The organism is Desulfonema magnum, from assembly GCF_017377395.1.
GTDB lineage: Bacteria > Desulfobacterota > Desulfobacteria > Desulfobacterales > 4be13 > Desulfonema_C > Desulfonema_C magnum.
In genome coordinates this window covers 1,899,231-1,918,031 of sequence record NZ_CP061800.1, presented here as the reverse complement: position 1 = coordinate 1,918,031, position 18,801 = coordinate 1,899,231, and the positions used below count along the sequence as shown (strand labels likewise).

The 18,801-nt window shown below is 43.5% G+C and carries 16 protein-coding genes; 15 read left to right on the top strand and 1 reads right to left on the bottom strand.

Features of this window, described 5'->3' with window-relative positions:
- Positions 1-15 precede the first annotated feature (15 nt).
- The 11 genes from dnm_RS07795 (at position 16) to dnm_RS07745 (ending at position 12,591) form a co-directional block, all read left to right on the top strand.
- On the top strand, positions 16-870 hold the full coding sequence (locus dnm_RS07795; RefSeq protein ID WP_207682111.1) for a transposase: 855 nt from the start codon (positions 16-18) through the stop codon (positions 868-870).
- 105 nt (positions 871-975) lie between these two features.
- Positions 976-2,235 (top strand): hypothetical protein, encoded by a 1,260-nt coding sequence (locus dnm_RS30800; RefSeq protein WP_246556250.1) that lies wholly within the window; start codon positions 976-978, stop codon positions 2,233-2,235.
- A gap of 45 nt (positions 2,236-2,280) precedes the next feature.
- Positions 2,281-2,481 (top strand): hypothetical protein, encoded by a 201-nt coding sequence (locus tag dnm_RS07785; protein ID WP_207682110.1) that lies wholly within the window; start codon positions 2,281-2,283, stop codon positions 2,479-2,481.
- 207 nt (positions 2,482-2,688) lie between these two features.
- On the top strand, positions 2,689-4,086 hold the full coding sequence (locus tag dnm_RS07780) for a hypothetical protein (protein WP_207682109.1): 1,398 nt from the start codon (positions 2,689-2,691) through the stop codon (positions 4,084-4,086).
- A 156-nt stretch (positions 4,087-4,242) separates the two neighbouring features.
- Entirely contained in the window at positions 4,243-6,654 is a 2,412-nt protein-coding gene (locus dnm_RS07775; protein WP_207682108.1) for a hypothetical protein, read from the top strand.
- 15 nt (positions 6,655-6,669) lie between these two features.
- Positions 6,670-7,065 carry a hypothetical protein gene (locus dnm_RS07770; protein WP_207682107.1) on the top strand — a complete coding sequence of 132 codons (396 nt, stop codon included), beginning with the start codon at positions 6,670-6,672 and terminating at the stop codon, positions 7,063-7,065.
- A gap of 368 nt (positions 7,066-7,433) precedes the next feature.
- Complete coding sequence (locus dnm_RS07765; RefSeq protein WP_207682106.1) at positions 7,434-8,468, top strand: OmpA family protein; 1,035 nt, start codon at positions 7,434-7,436, stop codon at positions 8,466-8,468.
- Positions 8,469-8,891: 423 nt separating this feature from the next.
- A complete protein-coding gene (locus dnm_RS07760; protein WP_207682105.1) occupies positions 8,892-9,683 on the top strand; it encodes a COG1361 family protein in 792 nt (263 codons plus the stop codon).
- Positions 9,684-10,360: 677 nt separating this feature from the next.
- Positions 10,361-10,999 carry a metallophosphoesterase family protein gene (locus dnm_RS07755; protein ID WP_207682104.1) on the top strand — a complete coding sequence of 213 codons (639 nt, stop codon included), beginning with the start codon at positions 10,361-10,363 and terminating at the stop codon, positions 10,997-10,999.
- A gap of 97 nt (positions 11,000-11,096) precedes the next feature.
- The gene (locus dnm_RS07750; protein ID WP_246556248.1) at positions 11,097-11,528 is read left to right on the top strand and encodes an SH3 domain-containing protein; all 432 of its coding nucleotides are present in this window, start codon (positions 11,097-11,099) and stop codon (positions 11,526-11,528) included.
- Between the two features lie 64 nt (positions 11,529-11,592).
- Entirely contained in the window at positions 11,593-12,591 is a 999-nt protein-coding gene (locus dnm_RS07745; RefSeq protein ID WP_207682102.1) for an adenosine kinase, read from the top strand.
- A 425-nt stretch (positions 12,592-13,016) separates the two neighbouring features.
- On the opposite strand, the gene dnm_RS07740 is transcribed toward dnm_RS07745, so the two are convergent.
- Entirely contained in the window at positions 13,017-14,057 is a 1,041-nt protein-coding gene (locus dnm_RS07740) for a M14 family zinc carboxypeptidase (RefSeq protein WP_207682101.1), read from the bottom strand.
- 324 nt (positions 14,058-14,381) lie between these two features.
- On the opposite strand from dnm_RS07740, the gene dnm_RS07735 reads away from it, so the two are divergent.
- The 4 genes from dnm_RS07735 to dnm_RS07720 all read left to right on the top strand — a co-directional run bounded on the left by dnm_RS07735 (position 14,382) and on the right by dnm_RS07720 (position 18,769).
- A complete protein-coding gene (locus dnm_RS07735; protein ID WP_246556246.1) occupies positions 14,382-15,119 on the top strand; it encodes a protein-L-isoaspartate(D-aspartate) O-methyltransferase in 738 nt (245 codons plus the stop codon).
- A 131-nt stretch (positions 15,120-15,250) separates the two neighbouring features.
- A complete protein-coding gene (locus dnm_RS07730; protein WP_207682100.1) occupies positions 15,251-15,766 on the top strand; it encodes a hypothetical protein in 516 nt (171 codons plus the stop codon).
- A 17-nt stretch (positions 15,767-15,783) separates the two neighbouring features.
- Complete coding sequence (locus tag dnm_RS07725; protein ID WP_207682099.1) at positions 15,784-17,490, top strand: class I SAM-dependent DNA methyltransferase; 1,707 nt, start codon at positions 15,784-15,786, stop codon at positions 17,488-17,490.
- Complete coding sequence (locus dnm_RS07720; RefSeq protein WP_207682098.1) at positions 17,480-18,769, top strand: restriction endonuclease subunit S; 1,290 nt, start codon at positions 17,480-17,482, stop codon at positions 18,767-18,769. Before dnm_RS07725 ends, dnm_RS07720 begins: the two co-directional genes overlap by 11 nt.
- Positions 18,770-18,801 lie beyond the last annotated feature (32 nt).

Sequence of the window (18,801 nt, the reverse complement as noted above, 5' to 3'; positions counted from 1 at the left end):
TACAAGGAGAGTGTTATGAGTGACAACAAAATAAGATACCGGGAGATCAGAAAATCTCTGGAAAAACTTTATCCGACACAGCCGCAGGGGAATCTGGCCCGGCACCTGAACACTCTGGCCGGAATGATCAGCGGTATCGTAGGCAGCAAAAGCACACAGCTCCCTAAAATTGCGGAAAAGGTTCCGGATGGAACCAAAGAGGCAAGCCGGGAAAAAAAATTTAAACGTTGGATTATGAATGATGAAATCGGAATATCCGCATATTTCCTGCCTTTTGCCGTTCAGCTGCTGCTGAGTCTGGGGCTTCCGGAGATTGTCCTGGCAATGGACGGAAGCGCTGCGGGGCGCGGATGTGCCATACTTATAGTGAGTGTGATTTATAAAAAGCGGGCTCTGCCTCTTGCCTGGATTGTGACCGAAGGCGGCAAGGGCCATTTTAAGGAGGAAGACCATATTTGTCTGATTCGGCAGGTTCATGATATGATACCGGAATCCGGAAGACATGTCGTTTTTCTGGGAGACGGCGAGTTCGACGGAACCGGTCTGCAGGAAACTCTCAGCAACTGGGGATGGTGCTATGTATGCCGAACCGCCCCGAATGTGACTTATTATCAGGATGATAATAAATATCAGGTTGATATGGTCGGATGCTTCATGCCTCCCGGATTTTATTCGTCTGTGAAAAATGTTCTGTTCACAGGCAAAAAATACGGACCCGTGACAATAGTCAGGTGGTGGGAGAAAAAAGAACCGATTTTTCTGGTGACAAACATGAAATCGGCAGGAGACGCCTGTGAATATTATTCCAAAAGGTTCCGGATAGAAACATTTTTTTCCGACCAGAAAAGTCGCGGATTCAACATACATTAAAAGTCTGATTATAACGGATTTGGGGGAGGCTGCAATTAATACATTTACAGCATGCCGATTTTATGTAAGTATATATCACAATTTCAACTTTCATAGGAGGTTATTATGCAAAAAAATTTAAAATCGGAACGCTCCCGCCCGAACCGCACAATTTCTCTTCCTTTTGAACAGGATTCTTACAACGGAATTGTGGAAGATGCTTTTCAGTTCAGGCTGTTTGTTGATGAAATGGTGGCAAAGGCGCCTGAACTGTTTCCCCCTGAAATCTTCGAAGGATATCAGATGAAAGACCGTCGTTTTTCGAGCAAACTCCTGATAACCGTACGCCGGATAAAAATCGGAAACCACAGTTATACCATTCACCCGTCCTTTGTAATGCCCTGTATGACAGCCATGACTGACGACGCCGAACCGGTGCTGTTTCTCCGAAAATTCGACATTCCCTTCCGGGCGCTTGCCCGTGTTTTCGGAAAAGATCATATGCACTGGCAGAGAACGGAGCGGTCGCCTGGCCGTAACAGCATTGTCGGCACCACTGTCAGAGATTCTGAAAATCTTCCTGAGCATATCGGGGCGGACGAAAAACACAGCTCGGTTCGGGGCGACAAATGTTACATTGCCACCACAGTGGCCGAAGAATGTGTTCTGGGTGTTTCCGTTGCGAACAACGCGGGAGAGGAGTCTTTGGAAGAAGCTTACGGCGTCTTCGGGGAAGAAGCCCGGGATGTTGATCCCGAATACAGCCCGAAGACCGCCACCACTGACGGGTGGAAAGCCACCCGGAAGGCTCTTCTGAATATTTTCCCGATGATCACTCTGATTCTGTGTTTTCTTCACGTCCTTATCGGTATCCGAAACCGGGCCCGCAAAAAATTCGGTGATGTTTTTCAGGAAGTGTCCTCCAAATTGCGGAACTGTTATGAAGCTCGGAGCAAAGCATCTTTTTCCCAGAGAGTGAGACGGCTTTGCGAATGGGCCCGCAGGACTTCGGTACCTTCCGTAATATATGAGAAAATTGAGAAGATGCATAAGAATCTCGCTTCCTTTTCAGTCGCATATGATTTTCCGGGCGCTTTCAGAACAAGCAATATGCTTGACCGGATGATGCGGAAAATGGACAGGCATCTTTTTAACACACAGTATTTTCACGGTTCTTTATTTTCTGCCGAACTGAGTATTCGCGGGTGGGCGCTTGTTCAAAATTTTGCTCCGTCCAATCCGGTCACTCAGAAAAAATATGACGACGGATTTCAGAGTCCGGCCGAACGACTCAACAAATTTCGATACCATGAGAACTGGCTGCAAAATCTGTTAATTTCAGCCTCTCTGGGCGGGTATCACAACCCTCCCCCAAATCCGTTATAATCAGATAAAAGTCACCTTTCCGACCCCGAACGCCTGAACCGTCTTATGATTGCCGCCTGTCTGGCCTATATCTGGATTGTGTTTCTGGGAACACTGGCCATAAGACAGGGATGGGACAAAATTATCCATCGCACCGACCGATGCGATTTAAGTCTGTTTCAGTTGGGACTGAAACTTCTGAATCATTTTTCAGATCACGATATCCTCATTCCTGTAGCTTTTCAAATTTTTAACCCGACAGAATAAGTCATTAATTATAAATGAATCTCTAATATATAATAAAGATTAAATTTAATTACTTACAAAAGTGTACGGTAGTGAAACTGGACAGTAGAAAGTTCTGCCTAGTAAATTGAGTAATTCAAAAAAAATCGGTGGATTTTTTTGTGAAACTATATTATACGATGTGATCATAATAGCAAAATAAATTCAATTATAAAAGGAGTCTTTATTATGATCAGTATTATTGAATCCGTCATATCGGAATTCCGTAGCTGCTTTTCCCGTGAGGCCGCCTTTTCCTGGTTTTCCATTGTTATTTTCGGTCTCATAATCCGATTTGACCATCACGGAATAAGCAGTATAATCCGTTGGCTTATGCTCGATCCGGCATGTTATGACCCGATGCCGCGCTTTTTCCGGGCTTCCTCGTGGGACTTGGAGGAACTCCTGAATTATTGGATAAAAACATCCGTCAGCCGGCATCCTCTCATCACATTCAACGGACGCCCCCTTCTCATAGGAGACGGCATAAAAATAGCTAAGGAATCGTCGAAGACGCCCGGTGTGAAATCTCTGCGCCAGGATTCGGAGAACAGCGGCAGGGGCGAACATATAAACGGGCATCACTTCGGATATGTCGGCCTCCTTGTCGGAGGCCCCGAAAAATCCTTCTGTCTTCCGCTCTGCGGACAGATTCATGAGGGGGTCGGTGCGAGACGCCATGACATAAAAATCGGAGGAGAACCGACCATGGTGACCCGGATGGCGAATCTTGTCATCCGGACAGCGGAACAGACGGGATTTCCGTGTTATGTGACTCTCGACGCCTACTTTTCCACAGGACCCGCTTTTCTGACCTTCGGGGAAGCCGTCAACGACAACGGCGAACAGTCTGTTCATCTTGTCACCCGTGCGAAGAACAATTATGTGGGATACCTTGTTCCCGAAGACAGTTCGGAGAAGACATTCCGGGAAAAAGACAAGGTGAGCCTCATAAAAGTTTTCGATTTCTCCGAGCGGTTCGGAGAAACAGAAGTGATGATCTCCGGAAACCTCAGAACTGTCAGATATTTTACATGGGATCTTTTGTGGAAACCGGTCGGAGACATCATCCGTTTTGTTTTCATCACCGACGGAGATGACCGTTACATACTTATGTGTTCCGATCTGACACTCCCCGCGGAACAGATTGTCACGATTTATTGTCATCGTCCCAAAGTGGAAAGCATGTTTCGGACGCTGAAGCATCTCATCGGAGGATTCTGCTATCATTTTTGGACGAAAGCTTTTCCCGACGTGGGCAGGGGGAAGGAGATTTATCTTTGTCGTCTCACTGAAACTGAAAGGAAGAGATTTGATCTCACTCTCGAAGCCATTGAACGTTTTGTCAATCTTTCCGGAATAGCCCTCGGACTTCTTCAGTATCTTTCCCTGACCCGGGGTTCCGAGGTTTTGGAAAAATATGACGGATGGCTGAGAACAGCCTCCTCCGACTGTCCCTCGGAGGGCGTTGTACGAAGTGTCATTCAGGCGGAGTTTCTGTCCTCCCTCGGCAAAGTTCCGGCTGACGGAACTTTGCGGATGATACGGGGAAGAGGTCGTGAGACTTCGTCCGACCTTGCCGCATGACGCCATATATATAGGTATGAACATATTACTGTCCGGTTACGAATTACTTAGTTTGCTAGGCAGAACTTTCTACTGTCCAGATATGTACAGCATGTTGAAAAAAATTATGCTTGGAGCAGTAGAAGCCTAATAATTTTGGAGAGGCAAAAAATTTATATGAAATCACTTATCAAAAAAAACAATTTAAGCAGAACTTTTATTACATTGAATCTGATAATAAAAACAGTCTTACTTTTTATGATCGTTGACCTTACATCTTTAGCCTCCGTGTACGCACAGAATATTTCACCATCCGGCTCTACAAAGCAAAGTCTGATAAAAGTATTGGATACTTTAGAGAAACAGCCTATAAAAACAGACGATCTGTTGTATGAAAAAGACTGCGCAAACACCCTTCTTAATAAGTGCTCAAATTTGGCTTATGAAGAGGCAAAGGAACTTGCTATAGAAAATGCTGTTGATAAATTTATTGACTCTTTGACAAAAGACAGTATAAAAAAACTAAAATTAACAAAAAGCAATATACGCCAATATTTAACAGGAACCATGATCGTACCTCCCAAGTTTTGGGATGATGACTGGGCTGGCGATTCTTTTAAACTTAAAATCCGTGCGGTTATAGAGATTAAAGTATCTGATGAGTTAAAACAGAAAATCATAAAAGCAGAAGAATCCGGTGTAGAACCTCCTCAGCAAACGCCAGATGAGCAAAACAAGCTCTTTGCGATTAAAAAATACAACGAAATAATCGAACTTCTCCAAACTGCTAAGTGGCGTAAAGTTTCAACTATCTTATCTGAGAACTTAGAAACTCTGACGGTTTATTTGGAAAGAGGGCAGCAAGAAGATGTGGATAACTTGATTGAATTTTTTAAATACATTGATGATGGCGATGAGTTAACCAGGAGGGAACGCATTGACGAAGCTATAAGAAAATATGATGAAGCAATAAAAAAAGCGAATAGACTGCCATCAAAAATTAAGGTGAGATATTTTGCAGAGGAAAAAAAGAAAGAGCTTTTAAAGAAAAAACCTGATTCGCCGCCAAGAGGAAAAATCAGCAGGATAAAAAAGAGCTATACTCAAGGCGACACTGTCTATTATACAGTTGAAGCAAAAGATGACAAGTCTGTTAGGAAGATGACCTTTAAAGTAAAGAACAAGTCATCAGCCAAAAAAATATGGAAAGCTAAGGGAAAGTCCGTCAGTTACAAATCCTCCTTCTCAACAGATGGCTGGAAACCAGGAAAATATTATTATTCTCTTCTGATAGAAGACAATGCGGACAATTCTAAGGAATACACAGGAAAGTTTGTTTTAGCGAAAAAAGCAAAAAAACAGATAACGGACACGACACCGCCCACAGGAACCATGACCGGAATCAGGAGCAGATATACGGCAGGAGATACCATAGATTACACTCTTGATGCAAATGATGACAACTCCCTCAGAAAGATGAGTTTTAAAGTGGATAATTCATATGTGAAAGAGTCGTGGGATATCAGCGGTCAGCATATTAACCGTGCCTCCTTTTTTTCAACCCGGGGCTGGAGACCGGGAACTTACGCTTATTCTTTTCTCATAGAAGATAACGCCGGTAATACCAAGAGATACAGAGGAAGTTTTGCTCTGACAGCACCAAAATCAGTGGATACAGTTCGTCCGACAGGAAACATCATCGGCATAGAGAGAAGTTATAAAAAAGGAGACGTAGTACATTATACGGTTCAGGGAAAAGACAACAAATCTCTCAGAAGAATGACATTTAAGGTGAATAACATAAAGGAACCATGGGATGTCAGCGGGAAATCTGCCACCCGCATGTCTTTTTTTTCAACCAGCGGATGGAAACCGGGCACGCATTCTTATTCTCTTTTGGTGGAAGACATGGCCGGCAATTCTGAAAAATATCAGGGAAAATTTGTTTTAAAGGGAAAGGGAAAAGCAAAACATAGCGTTACCCGGCCAACTGAACAGCGAACTGAAATCAGGAAGACCTCTCGTGATGTTACCCGGCCAACCGGCGGAATCAGTAAGATCAGAAGAAGTTATGAAGAAGGAGATACAGTATATTATACTGTTCAGGGAAAAGATAACAAGTCGTTGAAAAAAATGACCTTTGCGGTAAAGAATTCATCTGTGAAAAAATCATGGGATGTCAGCGGCTCCTCTGCAACTCACAAATCTTCTTTTTCAACCAAACGCTGGAGACCGGGAACGTATCATTATTCTCTTTCCTTAGCAGATAAGGCGAATAATTCCCAGGAATACAAAGGAAGTTTTGTGATCACGGAAAGACAGTTGCTGCCCCTTGATTTACTGAAAAAACTGAAACAGAGATTTTCAGGAAATTATAATAAATATGTGGAACTCAAAGATCGGGAAAAGCGGGGCGAGAATGTTGATAGACACCTCATCGCAGTGGTTAAAAATATTATCGAAGATCTGAGAGCAATGGATGCCACTTATAAAAAATTTCCCCCGACTCCCCAGATAAAAGAGGGAATTCGCACAACCCGAAGCGCTCTTAAAACAAAGGAAAGAGAACTTCGTGAACTGACTCAATAAAAACTTGCGTATGACATGACACTTTTCAAGAAAAACGGAGATAGAAAATGGACTTGTTCCGTATTCTTTCTTATCAGCGTGATAATTATATCCGGCACAGGTGTTACGGGTAATGCACAGACAGAAACAGGCAGGGCGTCTTCTTATGATATTGAACGAATTAAATTATTAAGCAATCTGCTTAAACTGAGTCTTAAAAGATATGCCCAGCTTCGTCAGGATGAAGCTGAGGGCAAAGATGTCAGAACAGAGGTTGTTCCGCTGTTAGCCAATATTGTTGATCATCTCAGAGAGATTCAGAAAATTCATGAAAAACAAAAAGGAGATGAAAACAGAGTCAAAAAAATCAGACGACTGATTCAAATATATGAGAAAAAGCTTTCTTATTATCAGCAACTTTCGGGTGGATAGCGATAAGGAAAAATTTTTTGCCATATTTTTTCATAATAATCACGCACCAGAGCTACAACAAAGATATGAAAGCTTCAGAGTTTTTCCTGCCACATTACACCTGACGCTTTCATAGAAAGATAATTTTTTTTCTGATTTAACGCCTTTTGAGGAGGCCCTCATATGAACGAAAAAGAAAATATTCGTGTTCCCGAAACGCGATGTTCTTCCTTTGCTTATCCTTTTTTCCTGCGGCCGCCTGGAGAAAAAATTACAGGGAAAAGGGATAAGAAAAGGAAAAAAAGCTGACCTGGTCACTCCCGGAACACTTCACGCTCCTCAAAACGCGTTATAATCAGAATTTTTAAAATTAAAAGGAGGAAACAGCTATGAGGGATGGGAAAAAACAATTTTCCAAATTATTATGTTACACGATTATCCTGGGGGTCATTCTGTCGGGCTGTATGAGCAAACAGGGGATGATGCAGGTTCAAAATGCTGTTGAAGAAGCTGAGAAGCACTTTGAAACGGTGCAGACCCTGAACGCGGAAAGAACATATCCTGATAATTTTGTGACAGCAAGAGACAATCTTTATGAGGCAAAAAAATTTCTGGAAGAAAAGTGGATGGCGAAAAAAGCCCTCCCGGCCGCTGAAAACAGTCTGAGCGCATCCAAAATTATTCTGAAAAGATACTATCTTGACGGAATTGCCAACAAGGCAGCCAAACTCAAACAAACCATTATAGAAAAAGTCGGAGATGATTATGACAGTCCCCTGAAAGATTATCTCCCGGAACTGGATGAGGTTCTGAATTATGCCGAGGAATTGGAAACCGGCCAGCAAATTGCCTCCTTAGATAAGGTGCTTGCAAGTCTTGATGTTTGTATAAAGGTTCAGGATGTGAGCATATCTTATACAAGTGACAGGCTGGAATCAGATGTATCTTTTGATATCGGCAGTTATGATCTGTCTGCCAAAGGTATCCGCACGCTTGAACAAAATTTTCTTAGCAAGATTATTGCAGACAAAGAAAAATATAAAGGCCAGTATCCTGACAGCATCATTACCTTAAAAATCAAAGTGGTGGGCTACACTGACCAAGTCGGTTTTGACGAAAAAAAACCCTTATTCAGGGAACTCTCAGCAGGTATTGAAAATGAACTTCCTCCTAAATATGAGCCAGAAGAACGCAGGCGGTTTTTAAACAGACGGCTTTCAAAATTTCGAGCCAGAGCGATCAGCGAGTATATCAAGCGACGTATTCTGAGGACAGAGAGAAGAGGCTCAAAAGTCAAAGTTGATCCGGAAAGTCTAGGAAAAGGCGAGGCCATACCACCAGGCATCTCCCCGTCAGGTTCCGTGAATGATCCTCAGCGGCGAATTTGTAAAATTTACAGCACCATTAATTATATGGCGAAGTAGATAGATTATTCTCTTCCTCTGACATGAGACTTTAAAACCTCGCCTGCGCAGAGGTTTTTGTACATTTTTTATAAATAAATATTGAAAAACTTATGATCAGATATCAGAGGCCGTAAAAGGAGTGCGGAAATGGAGCCGCTAGGCGGAATTTTCGCACACTGCCGAAATGCGAAAATTCCGCCTAGCGGCTCCATTTCCGCACTCCTCTGATCCGCACCTTAGAGATGTGCAAAAAGGAGTTTGGAATTTCAGATTGTTAAATCGATTTTACTCCCGAATTGCTAACAGAACTTTCTACTGTCCAGTTTATAAATAAATTTAGAAAAACTTATGCTTAGACACTTACTACCGATTTTTCTAATTCCCCCTGAACTCTCAATAAAACCAATGAAAGCCCATACTCCGAAAATCAAAAATCATCTTATGAGACAATTCATTTTTTTTATGTTAATATCTCTGGCTATTGTAACAAACACCCGGGCCTCCTACATCAGCATGGAAACAAGCTTCAGTGTCACAGACAGCGACAAAGGCGTGTTTCTGAAGCTGAGAACTCAGAACAAGGGCGATGAGCCTGCATATGCGGTACAGTTTGAAGCATCCGTGGGCAAGGCTCAGGTCACGGGTCAGACGATTCCCCAACTCAGTGTGAATGAGGAAACAAGCTCTGACTTTCACATCACAGACGCGTTCACGCTTCCGGGGCACTATCCTGTCATTATCAGAACTCATTATCAGGATGCGAACAGCTACCCTTTTTCTTCGATTACCGTGGGGTTTTATGATTATCAGACTCCTGCCATTTCAGACATCTTTATCAAAGCGAAGGGGATTGATATTCCCGGAAACAGCAGGCGCAGGCTGGACTTTACCCTGAGAAACAGCGGCAACACCCGCCAGACCCTCGAACTTGAATTAAATGTGCCCAAGGAACTTGCTGTCAATGATGAGATAAAAAAAATAGACATCGGCCCGAAAACGGAGAAGACAGTCACATTTACGGTGGAAAACTTTTCCGGCCTTGAAAACAGCAGCTACGCAGTCTTCCTTGTTGCCCGATACAAGGACAATGAAAAATATCACAGCACAGCAGGTTCAGCCATTGTGCGTATCAAGGCCCTGTCATCCGGGTTGTCACTCTCCCTGTGGCTCATTATCACCATCATTACAGCAGTGATTTTGATCGCTGCGACACTTTTGCTGCGAAGAAAATGACATCAGATGTCAGGAATAAGTACCTAACCATAAGTTTTTAATATCTGCCCGGGGAAGAAACCCGGCTTTTTTTCCGGAATGATGCTTCTCCGACAAAGGAAAAAGCCGGGTTTCTCTGCCGCTCACAGAAAAAAAGATGTATAAAAAATTTTGATCAGGTACTTATGTCATATCCAATATGAATTTTGCATATGACCGCTATAAGTTTTCAAATATAAACATCTGAAAATTGTTTCAGACAATATAAATTCGTGTATTTTTACATGCAAAAACCATACCAGATAATTACCCGGACATAAATTTTTGCATATTTTCTGTCAGATGCGGATGCGAAAAAACTTATGTCCGGGTACTTCTTACGGCATTTTACCACAAAATTATAAAAAACCACTTGAATATTTTAACGTATTTTATTATATAGATATCATATGACAGGCTGTTCTGACGGCTGCTGAAAAATGTTTATTTGTAAGTACTTGAGCAAAAATTTTTCATACATCTTTTTTCCGCGAACAGCGGAGAAACCCGGCTTTTTCCGTCACGGGCGACGGGTCATTCCGGGAAAAAAGCCGGGTTTCTTCCCCGGGCAGATATTGAAAACTTATGGTTAGGTACTTATTATCAGCAGACCCAAAAAGTCTGATACACTCAAACCGAACACGCTTTGTATTAAAATAATGAAAAATATTTTTGCCATCGGTGATATTCACGGGACATTTGACAAACTTGTCGCTCTTATGGAAAAAATCGAAGTCCAAATTGATTTCGATAATGACCTCCTTGTTTTCATGGGCGATTATATTGACAGAGGCCCGCGCTCTTTTGAAGTTGTGGAGTATCTGATCAATTTAAAAAAACAATGTCAGAATATCATATTTTTAAAAGGCAATCATGAAGATATGCTTGAAAAATATCTTTCAGGGCCTGATAAATATACCTATCTGGTCAACGGGGGGCAACAGACGCTGGAAAGTTATTTGGAACAAAGCAAACCCGGTGCCCCTCCGATTCCGAGTGATCATCTTGATTTTTTCGGATCGCTTGTTCTTTTTTATGAAACAGATGATTACATATTTGTACATGCCGGACTGAGAGAAAATCTCCCCCTTCAGATGCAGAGTCCTGATGATATGCTCTGGATACGCACTGAGTTTATCCAGTCAGATTACGATTTTGGAAAACGGGTTATCTTCGGGCATACTCCTTTTGCCGAACCCTTTGTCACGCCAACCAAAATAGGAATTGACACAGGCGCTGTGTATGGAAATGATCTTACCTGTGTCAAATTGCCTGCCCTTGAATTTTATAGTGTATAATCTTGTGTTAAGTGTTAAGTGTCAGGAAAAAATTTTGAAACTTTCATATTTCGTTGTGACCGCAGGGTCATGAATGTTTAAGAAAAGGAGCTTTCAAGTGAAATCATATTCATTTATCATAGCCATCCTGGTGATAATGTTTGCAGGCGTTGCTTCTGCCCAGCGTATGACAGTAAATGTTTCCATGGCCAATATTCGTTCCGGCCCGGGAACGAATTACGATGTTCTGTGGAAAGTGGAAAAATACCATCCCATTCATGTGATCAAAAAGTCCGGCTCCTGGTATCAGTTTCGTGATTTTGAAGGAGATAAAGGATGGATATCCAAAGACCTTGTCAGAAATTTTGCTTCAGTGATTGTCATAAAAAATAAGTGCAACGTGAGATCAGGCCCCGGAGTCGGAAACAAAATTGTAATGACCGTTGAAAAAGGTGTTCCTTTTAAAGAGACAGAGCGTAAAGGAGAGTGGGTCCGTATCCGGCACTCAGATGGTGAAAAAGGGTGGATACACAAAGCATTGGTTTGGTAACAGAGGATGGGAGAGCAAAGAATCTTCAATCCGCAGACATATCAGAATGAAAAAAGGAAAATAAATGCTTACAACTGAAAAAGGTGATGAAAGCAGGCGAATAGTCGGTATCGGGTCAGCCCTTGTTGATATACTTGTTCATGAAGATGATGAATTTTTGGAAAAAGCAACGGCTTTAAAAGGAGGAATGACTTATGTTGAAGATGAATTCATCGAGCAGGTAATGACACAGGCAAACGGAAAACTCCATGTTGTTCCGGGGGGATCCGCCTGTAATACAATTATCGGCGTGGGAAAACTCGGGGGCGCTGCAAGATTTGTCGGCAAGCTCGGGGAAGACAAAATGGGGAAGCTCTTTGAAAAAGACCTGAGAAACAACAATGTTGAACCCATGCTGTTCACGTCATCTTCTCCCACAGGAAGGGTGCTTTCCATTATTACGCCTGATGCGCAACGCTCCATGCTGACCTATCTTGGCGCGTCAGCAGAAACTCATGTGAATGAAATAACAGAAAAATGTTTTCAGAACACAGCCATTGTCCATATTGAAGGATATCTGCTCTTTAACAAAGATGTGATGCTCGCGGCTTTAAATGCTGCAAAACGTGCGGGCACGCGTGTCTCTCTGGACCTTGCCAGCTTTACGGTTGTTGAATCCTCAAAGGATTTCCTTGAGACCCTGGTGGATGATTTTGTTGATATTCTTATTGCAAATGAGGATGAGGCCCGTGCCTTTACAGGATATGCCGACGAAACAGATGCGCTCGGGGCGCTTTCGGAGAAAGCAGAGATTGCTGTTCTCAAAGTCGGAGAACGGGGAAGCTTTATCTCCCGGGAAGGAAATGTTACGGCGGTGGAACCAAAAGGGGGTGAAACCGCGGACGTTGTTGACACAACCGGGGCAGGAGACCTGTGGGCATCCGGATTTTTGTTCGGACTTGCAAATGACTATCCCATTGACAAATGCGGCGAACTGGGGTCAATGTGCGGTTATGAAGTCTGCCGGGTTATGGGAGCCAACATACCCGAAGCAGGCTGGAAGAGAATCAGAAAATTATTATAAGGATCACCGTGCGAATTGAAGTCTGAGCCGCCTGAAAACTGATCCTGCTCAGTTTGGATTGACACATCCGAACCGTTTCTGCCGGATTTGTCAATAATGTAGGGTGGGTGGAGCGAAGCGGAACCCACCTTATGCGGATGTCCGGTGGGTTCCGCTTCGCTCCACCCACCCTACGTTTTCTGCCGGATTTGTCAATCCGGCAGGAGCATATCAGCACACACCATCAGAAGATGAATCAGGGAAAGCAATTGAATGAAATAATAAAAAGAATGGAGAACCGTGGCAAATTCACAGCCAAAGCCATAGATGAAATAAGCGTAAGGCACGACTTGGGGAAACGTTTCTGTCTGGGATATAGCAACATTCCCCGGGATGACATATCTGAGACAATGAAATGTCCCCGCTGCGGAGGGACATTACACTATTCAATATCCTCTTATGACGGTTGCAGCCGCGGAATGTGCGAAACCAAAGGCTGTCTGAACTGGGCCGAATGAGAAACTTGAAACTTGAGACTTGAAACTTGAAACTTGGAAGTCATCCGGATACAGAATCGAAGCAACAAGCGCTGCCCCGTATCGTTTCCACAGATGTTCCGGACTGAATTTTTCAATGCCTCCGGGCAGTTCCAATGTTATTGTGGGAATTCCCAAAGTCACACCCGCATAGCTTCCCAAAGACCCTGGCATAGCGCCCAGCTTCCGGACAGGCAGATCACAGTATTTTGCGATATGATCAGCCAGTTTTCTTCCGGGTCCGTCATAATCAATACAGGCCAGTGGCTGATGAAGGCTGATAATGCGATTCGGATGGCATTGCCTGATTGCCCGAATGACAGCGCGGGTTTCCGGCTCAGACAGGGCTTTAAGCCCGTGCCGCGTGTTGTTAATACGGTTGGCTGTCGAGAAATTCCGGTTCAAGTCAACTCCCCGTGCATTGTAACGACTGTTGCGCTTTCCCCCGTCCGGATTCACTACAGGTAAAATCATAACCTTTCGCCCCTGAAGCAGTCTCGGATTTTTGTAAAGATAATCAGTGAGCTGCCGAACCAGCGGCGTACCGGATTTTTCATTGCCGTGGAAGGACGCTAAAATAAGAATTGCGTCTTTGCCGTGACCAATGACAATCGCCTCAATGGGCTGTTTCTCATTAGATGCTCCGAGTGTGTATCTCCGGATGGGGAGATGATCATGTTTTCGGACCGTTGTTTTGTCATGGCTTCTTTGGCTGCTGATGATGATTAACGGTTTCAGATGTATTTTACAAACTGTTTTGTCTGATTTTTGATTTGAATGACCGGAATGGGGACCCACTTTGGGTTTGTGACTATTTTTCTGTAAAGTCAGACTGTTTCTCAACGGATCCAGTAAGGATTCTTCTGACGGCAGATGGTTTGCGGGCCTGGGGCAGCCAAGTATGATGATGGCGGCGATGGTGAATAATATGAGGGGGTACGGTTCAGACATTGGAAAATATATCCTGAGTTTATTGAATCTTGTCACATTCATAATCTTTTCTCAGCGAAAATTCAAGTTTTTTAACTTAGGGATTTTCCAAAAAATAAAATACCCAAAAATGTAGAAAATGTAGAAAATGTAGGGTGGGTGGAGCGAAGCGCAACCCACCGACATATGACAAACGGTGGGTTGCGCTTCGCTCCACCCACCCTACATGTCTAAACCTGTTATAATCAGACTTTTTTCAATCAGCGAACTCAGTGTGATCCGTGTTCATCCGCGGTTTTGATCAGTTGTGACCCGTGCCATAAAAAGCCACAAAAGGAGGGCCTGATGATGAAAAATAAAAAATGGTTCAGTTTTATTGTCTGTATGATTGGTGTTATGATTTTTGGTGCCCGTTGTGAGGCTGAAGCTCCCGGAGCGTCTGAAAAATTTGCCAAACTATGTGAACAGATGGTAAAGACTCAGATTGAGGCAAGGGGCGTTAAAAGCAAAATTGTTCTGGATGCGCTGCGAAAAGTGGAACGGCACAAATTTGTTCCTCAGACATATCAGCGACAGGCATATGAAGATCATCCCCTGCCCATCGGAGAGGGACAGACCATATCCCAGCCCTATATTGTCGCGCTCATGACGGAAGTTCTGGATTTGGACAGCACTAAGAAAGTGCTTGAGATCGGCACGGGTTCCGGTTATCAGGCCGCGGTTCTCGCTGAAATATGTCATCAGGTTTATACTATTGAACTTATTGAAGTTCTTGGGAAAAGAGCTGAAAAACTGTTGGCAGATTTAGGCTATGAAAACATCAGGGTCAGAGTGGGGGACGGATACAAAGGATGGAAAGAATACAGCCCGTTTGATGCAATTATTGTGACATGCGCGCCGTCTCATATTCCCCGGCCCTTAAAAGACCAGCTCGCGGAAGGGGGGAAAATGGTGATTCCTGTGGGAGAAACCTTTAATCAGAAATTGGTGCTGCTGGCCAAAAAACAGGGGAAAATAGTGGAGGAGAATATTATCCCTGTGAGATTTGTTCCTATGATGAGACACGACGGAAAAGAATACTGACACGATTTTCATCTGAAATTAGCAGGACAGATTCCCGCTTTGCAACTACTAAGAATCAGCAGATCGAAAAGTTTTCAGGCCCTCGCGGGGCGGAGGGGGAAGAAACCCGGCTTTTCCGGCGGGAGTATGCTTTGTCCGGGGAAAAAAGCCGGGTTTCTCCGCTGCCCCGCGCACAGCTCGGAAAGTTTTCGATCTGGTGGATGTTATACTCGGCAGATTGGAAATATTTTCCGGAATGCGAAAAACCGCTTCGCTCTATTTTCGCACTCCGGATTTTTGATTTTTGCGAAAAACCGCTTCGCTTTATTTTCGCTCTCCGGATTTTTGATTTTTGCGAAAAACCGCTTCGCTTTATTTTCGCTCTCCGGATTTTTGATTTTTGCGAAAAACCGCTTCGCTTTATTTTCGCTCTCCGGATTTTTGATTTTTGCGAAAAAACGCTTCGCTCTATTTTCGCACTCCGGATTTTTGATTTTTGCGAAAAACCGCTTCGCTTTATTTTCGCTCTCCGGATTTGCGGTTTTATGCGAAAAACCGCTTCGCTCTATTTTCGCACTCCGGATTTGCGGTTTTATGCGAAAAACCGCTTCGCTCTATTTTCGCACTCCGGATTTTTGCGGTTTTGCGGATTTATGCGATATCTTTAAAACGGCGTGATTGAAAAATGAATGTTTCACCGGTGATTAAAAATATCCGCAATGTTATGCGGCAGGACAAAGGCGTGAATGGCGATGCCCAGCGTTTGGAGCAGATGGGATGGATGCTGTTTTTAAAAATATCTGATGCCAAAGACGAAGCTTCTGAGGATATGGATGAAACCGGGGATTTTGTTTCTCCCATACCGGAGAAATTCCAATGGCGAAACTGGGCGGCCAATGACAAAGGCATCACGGGCGATGAGCTGATTCATTTTATTGACCGTGAATTGTTCCCGGGGTTACGCGAACTGACTGTTGCCAATGACAAAAGAACGGGGCTGGTTCGGGATGTGTTTCGCGGCAACAACAATTACATGAAAAACGGTCATCTTTTTCGGCAGGTGGTCAATGAGATGAACAAGATTGATTTTCATGCTGCAAAAGATCGCCAGGTGTTCGGGCAGGTGTATGAAAGCATTCTCAGGGAATTGCAGTCCGCGGGGAGTTCTGGCGAGTTTTACACGCCCCGGGCAATCACCGAATTTCTGACCGAAATGGTGAATCCCCGGCCGGGCGAAAAAGTGCTTGACCCGGCTTGCGGAACCGGCGGGTTTTTAACGGCTGCCATTGAACATATCCGCAAAAGCAGTGCGGATAATCTGAAGCAAAGAGAAATGCTCCAAAATTCGGTGTGCGGGATGGAATTAAAACCGCTGCCCCATCTGCTTGCAGTGACAAATCTGATTCTTCATGATATTGAACTGCCTGATATTTCTTATGAAGATGCGTTGCTGCGAAACAAGTCTGTCACAGATAAAGACAGGGCCGAGGTGATTCTTGCCAATCCGCCGTTTGGGGGGAATGTGGATGAGGAAACAGCAGATACATTTCCTTTGTCATTTCGCACCAGGGAATCCGCGGACCTGTTTCTGGTGATGATGGTGAATTATCTGAAACCCGGGGGACGGGCCGCCATTGTTCTGCCGGACGGCTCGCTGACCGGCAACGGTGTCAAAGCCCGTGTGCGTGAGATGTTGCTGAGACACTGTGACTTGCATACCATTGTCCGTCTGCCCAATTCTGTGTTCAGACCTTATGCCACGGTGGCTGCAAATCTGCTGTTTTTTGAACGGAAAAGCAGCCCGGCCCGGGAGCCTGACGAGTTTTCCACCAAAGCGATATGGTTTTATGAGCATTCTTTGCCGGAGGGGATGAAATACTACTCCAAAACCAAACCCATAAGATTGTCGGAGTTTGACGGGGAACGGGAGTGGTGGAACCATCGCACGGAGAGCGAAAAAGCGTGGAAGGTCAGTATTGAGGCGATTATCGTCAGAGCCTGTGAAAATGCTGCCCCGCATTTTCAGAAAGAAACAGAACTGAAAAAACAGGCTCGTAACATTAAAACAAAAATCACCAGGCAAAAGGCTGATCTGAAAAAGCTTGATAAAAAGAAAGATGCGGTGAAAATAAAGCGCGGGCAGGCAGATGTTGATAAATTGGAAAAGCAGTTGCAGGAAACCGAGACAAAGGCCCGCGCTGAAAAAAAGACCGGTGACCGCATTTATTATGCTGCGTTTGATTTGGATTTTAAAAACCCCAATTCAAACAGAGCAAATGAAGAAGTGGCTGATATAAATGATCTGTTGGAGGCATTGGGACAGTCTTTTAAAGAAAGTTCTGAAATTTTACAACAAATTAAGGATACGATAAAAGATTGCGGTGAATTATAACAAAGTAAAATTAAGGGACATTTGCGATATAATTAAAGGTAAGACAGGAATAACAAAGGCCGTTCCGGGTGATTTTCCCATGGTAACATTAGCAGAACAAAGAAAATCACATAATGAATATCAGTTTGATACAAAGGCGGTAATTATTCCTCTGGTTTCATCAACAGGTCATGGCCATGCAAGCATGAAAAGAATTCATTATCAGGAGGGGAAATTTGCATTAGGTTCAATTTTATGCGCATTAGTTCCAAAACAAGATAATGTATATGATCCGGAGTATTTGTATTATATCCTTGACAGTAATAAAGAAAATATTTTTGTCCCCCTGATGAGAGGAATGGCAAATGTCTCATTGCCCATAAACCGGATTAAGGAGGCTGAAATTCATCTGCCGTCATTAGATCATCAGAAGAAACTTGCCAAAATATTTTCTTCTGCCTCAAGGCTTAATAACAAACTGTCTGTTAAAGCAACAGTTCAGAAAGAGCGTGTGAAACAACTCCGCCAAAGCATTTTACAACAGGCAATGCAGGGCAGACTCACGGCCAAGTGGCGCAGACAACATCCTGATGCAGCACCTGCGAAAGTGTTGATAAAACGCATACGAACTGAGAAAGAGCAACTAATAAAAAAAGGGAAAACCAGGCAAAAAAAAGCATTGCCGGAAATTACGGAGGATGAAAAGGCTCTTGATCTGCCAAAGGGGTGGGAGTGGGTTCGGCTGGGGAATCTGACAGGTTTTCAAAATGGCTGTTATTTTAAAAGTGATGAAATGAGAGGTAATGATCTTGGCATTGTAAGAATTGGTGATATTCAGAATGGTGAAATTGTTGAAACAAAGATGAAATTAATATCACAAGCCCTGGCTTCGGAGATCAGACCTGAATATATTATAAACAAGGGGGATATTGTCATAGCAATGTCCGGTGCCACGGCCGGCAAAATCGGACAGAATAAAAATAAAAAACAATACGCGTTAAATCAGCGTGTGGGTAAATTTATCTTTCCCCCGTCAGTAAACCGGGAATATATTTTTAGGTATATCGAATTAAACAGGGACACGTTGCTGACAATATCCAATGGCAGTATTATAGATAATTTAAGTACCGAACAAATCAATAATTTTGTTTTAGCATATCCATCAGAAGAAGAACAAAAGACCATCCTGGAAAAAGTAAATCAGCTGATGTCATGGTGCGATGAGCTGGAGAAAAAAACAAAAGAGCGAGAACTTTTGTATGAACAAATCATGCACGCGGTGGTGAACCAGGCGATTTAGCCGCATAAAATTTATGAAATCTCTTGTTGTTA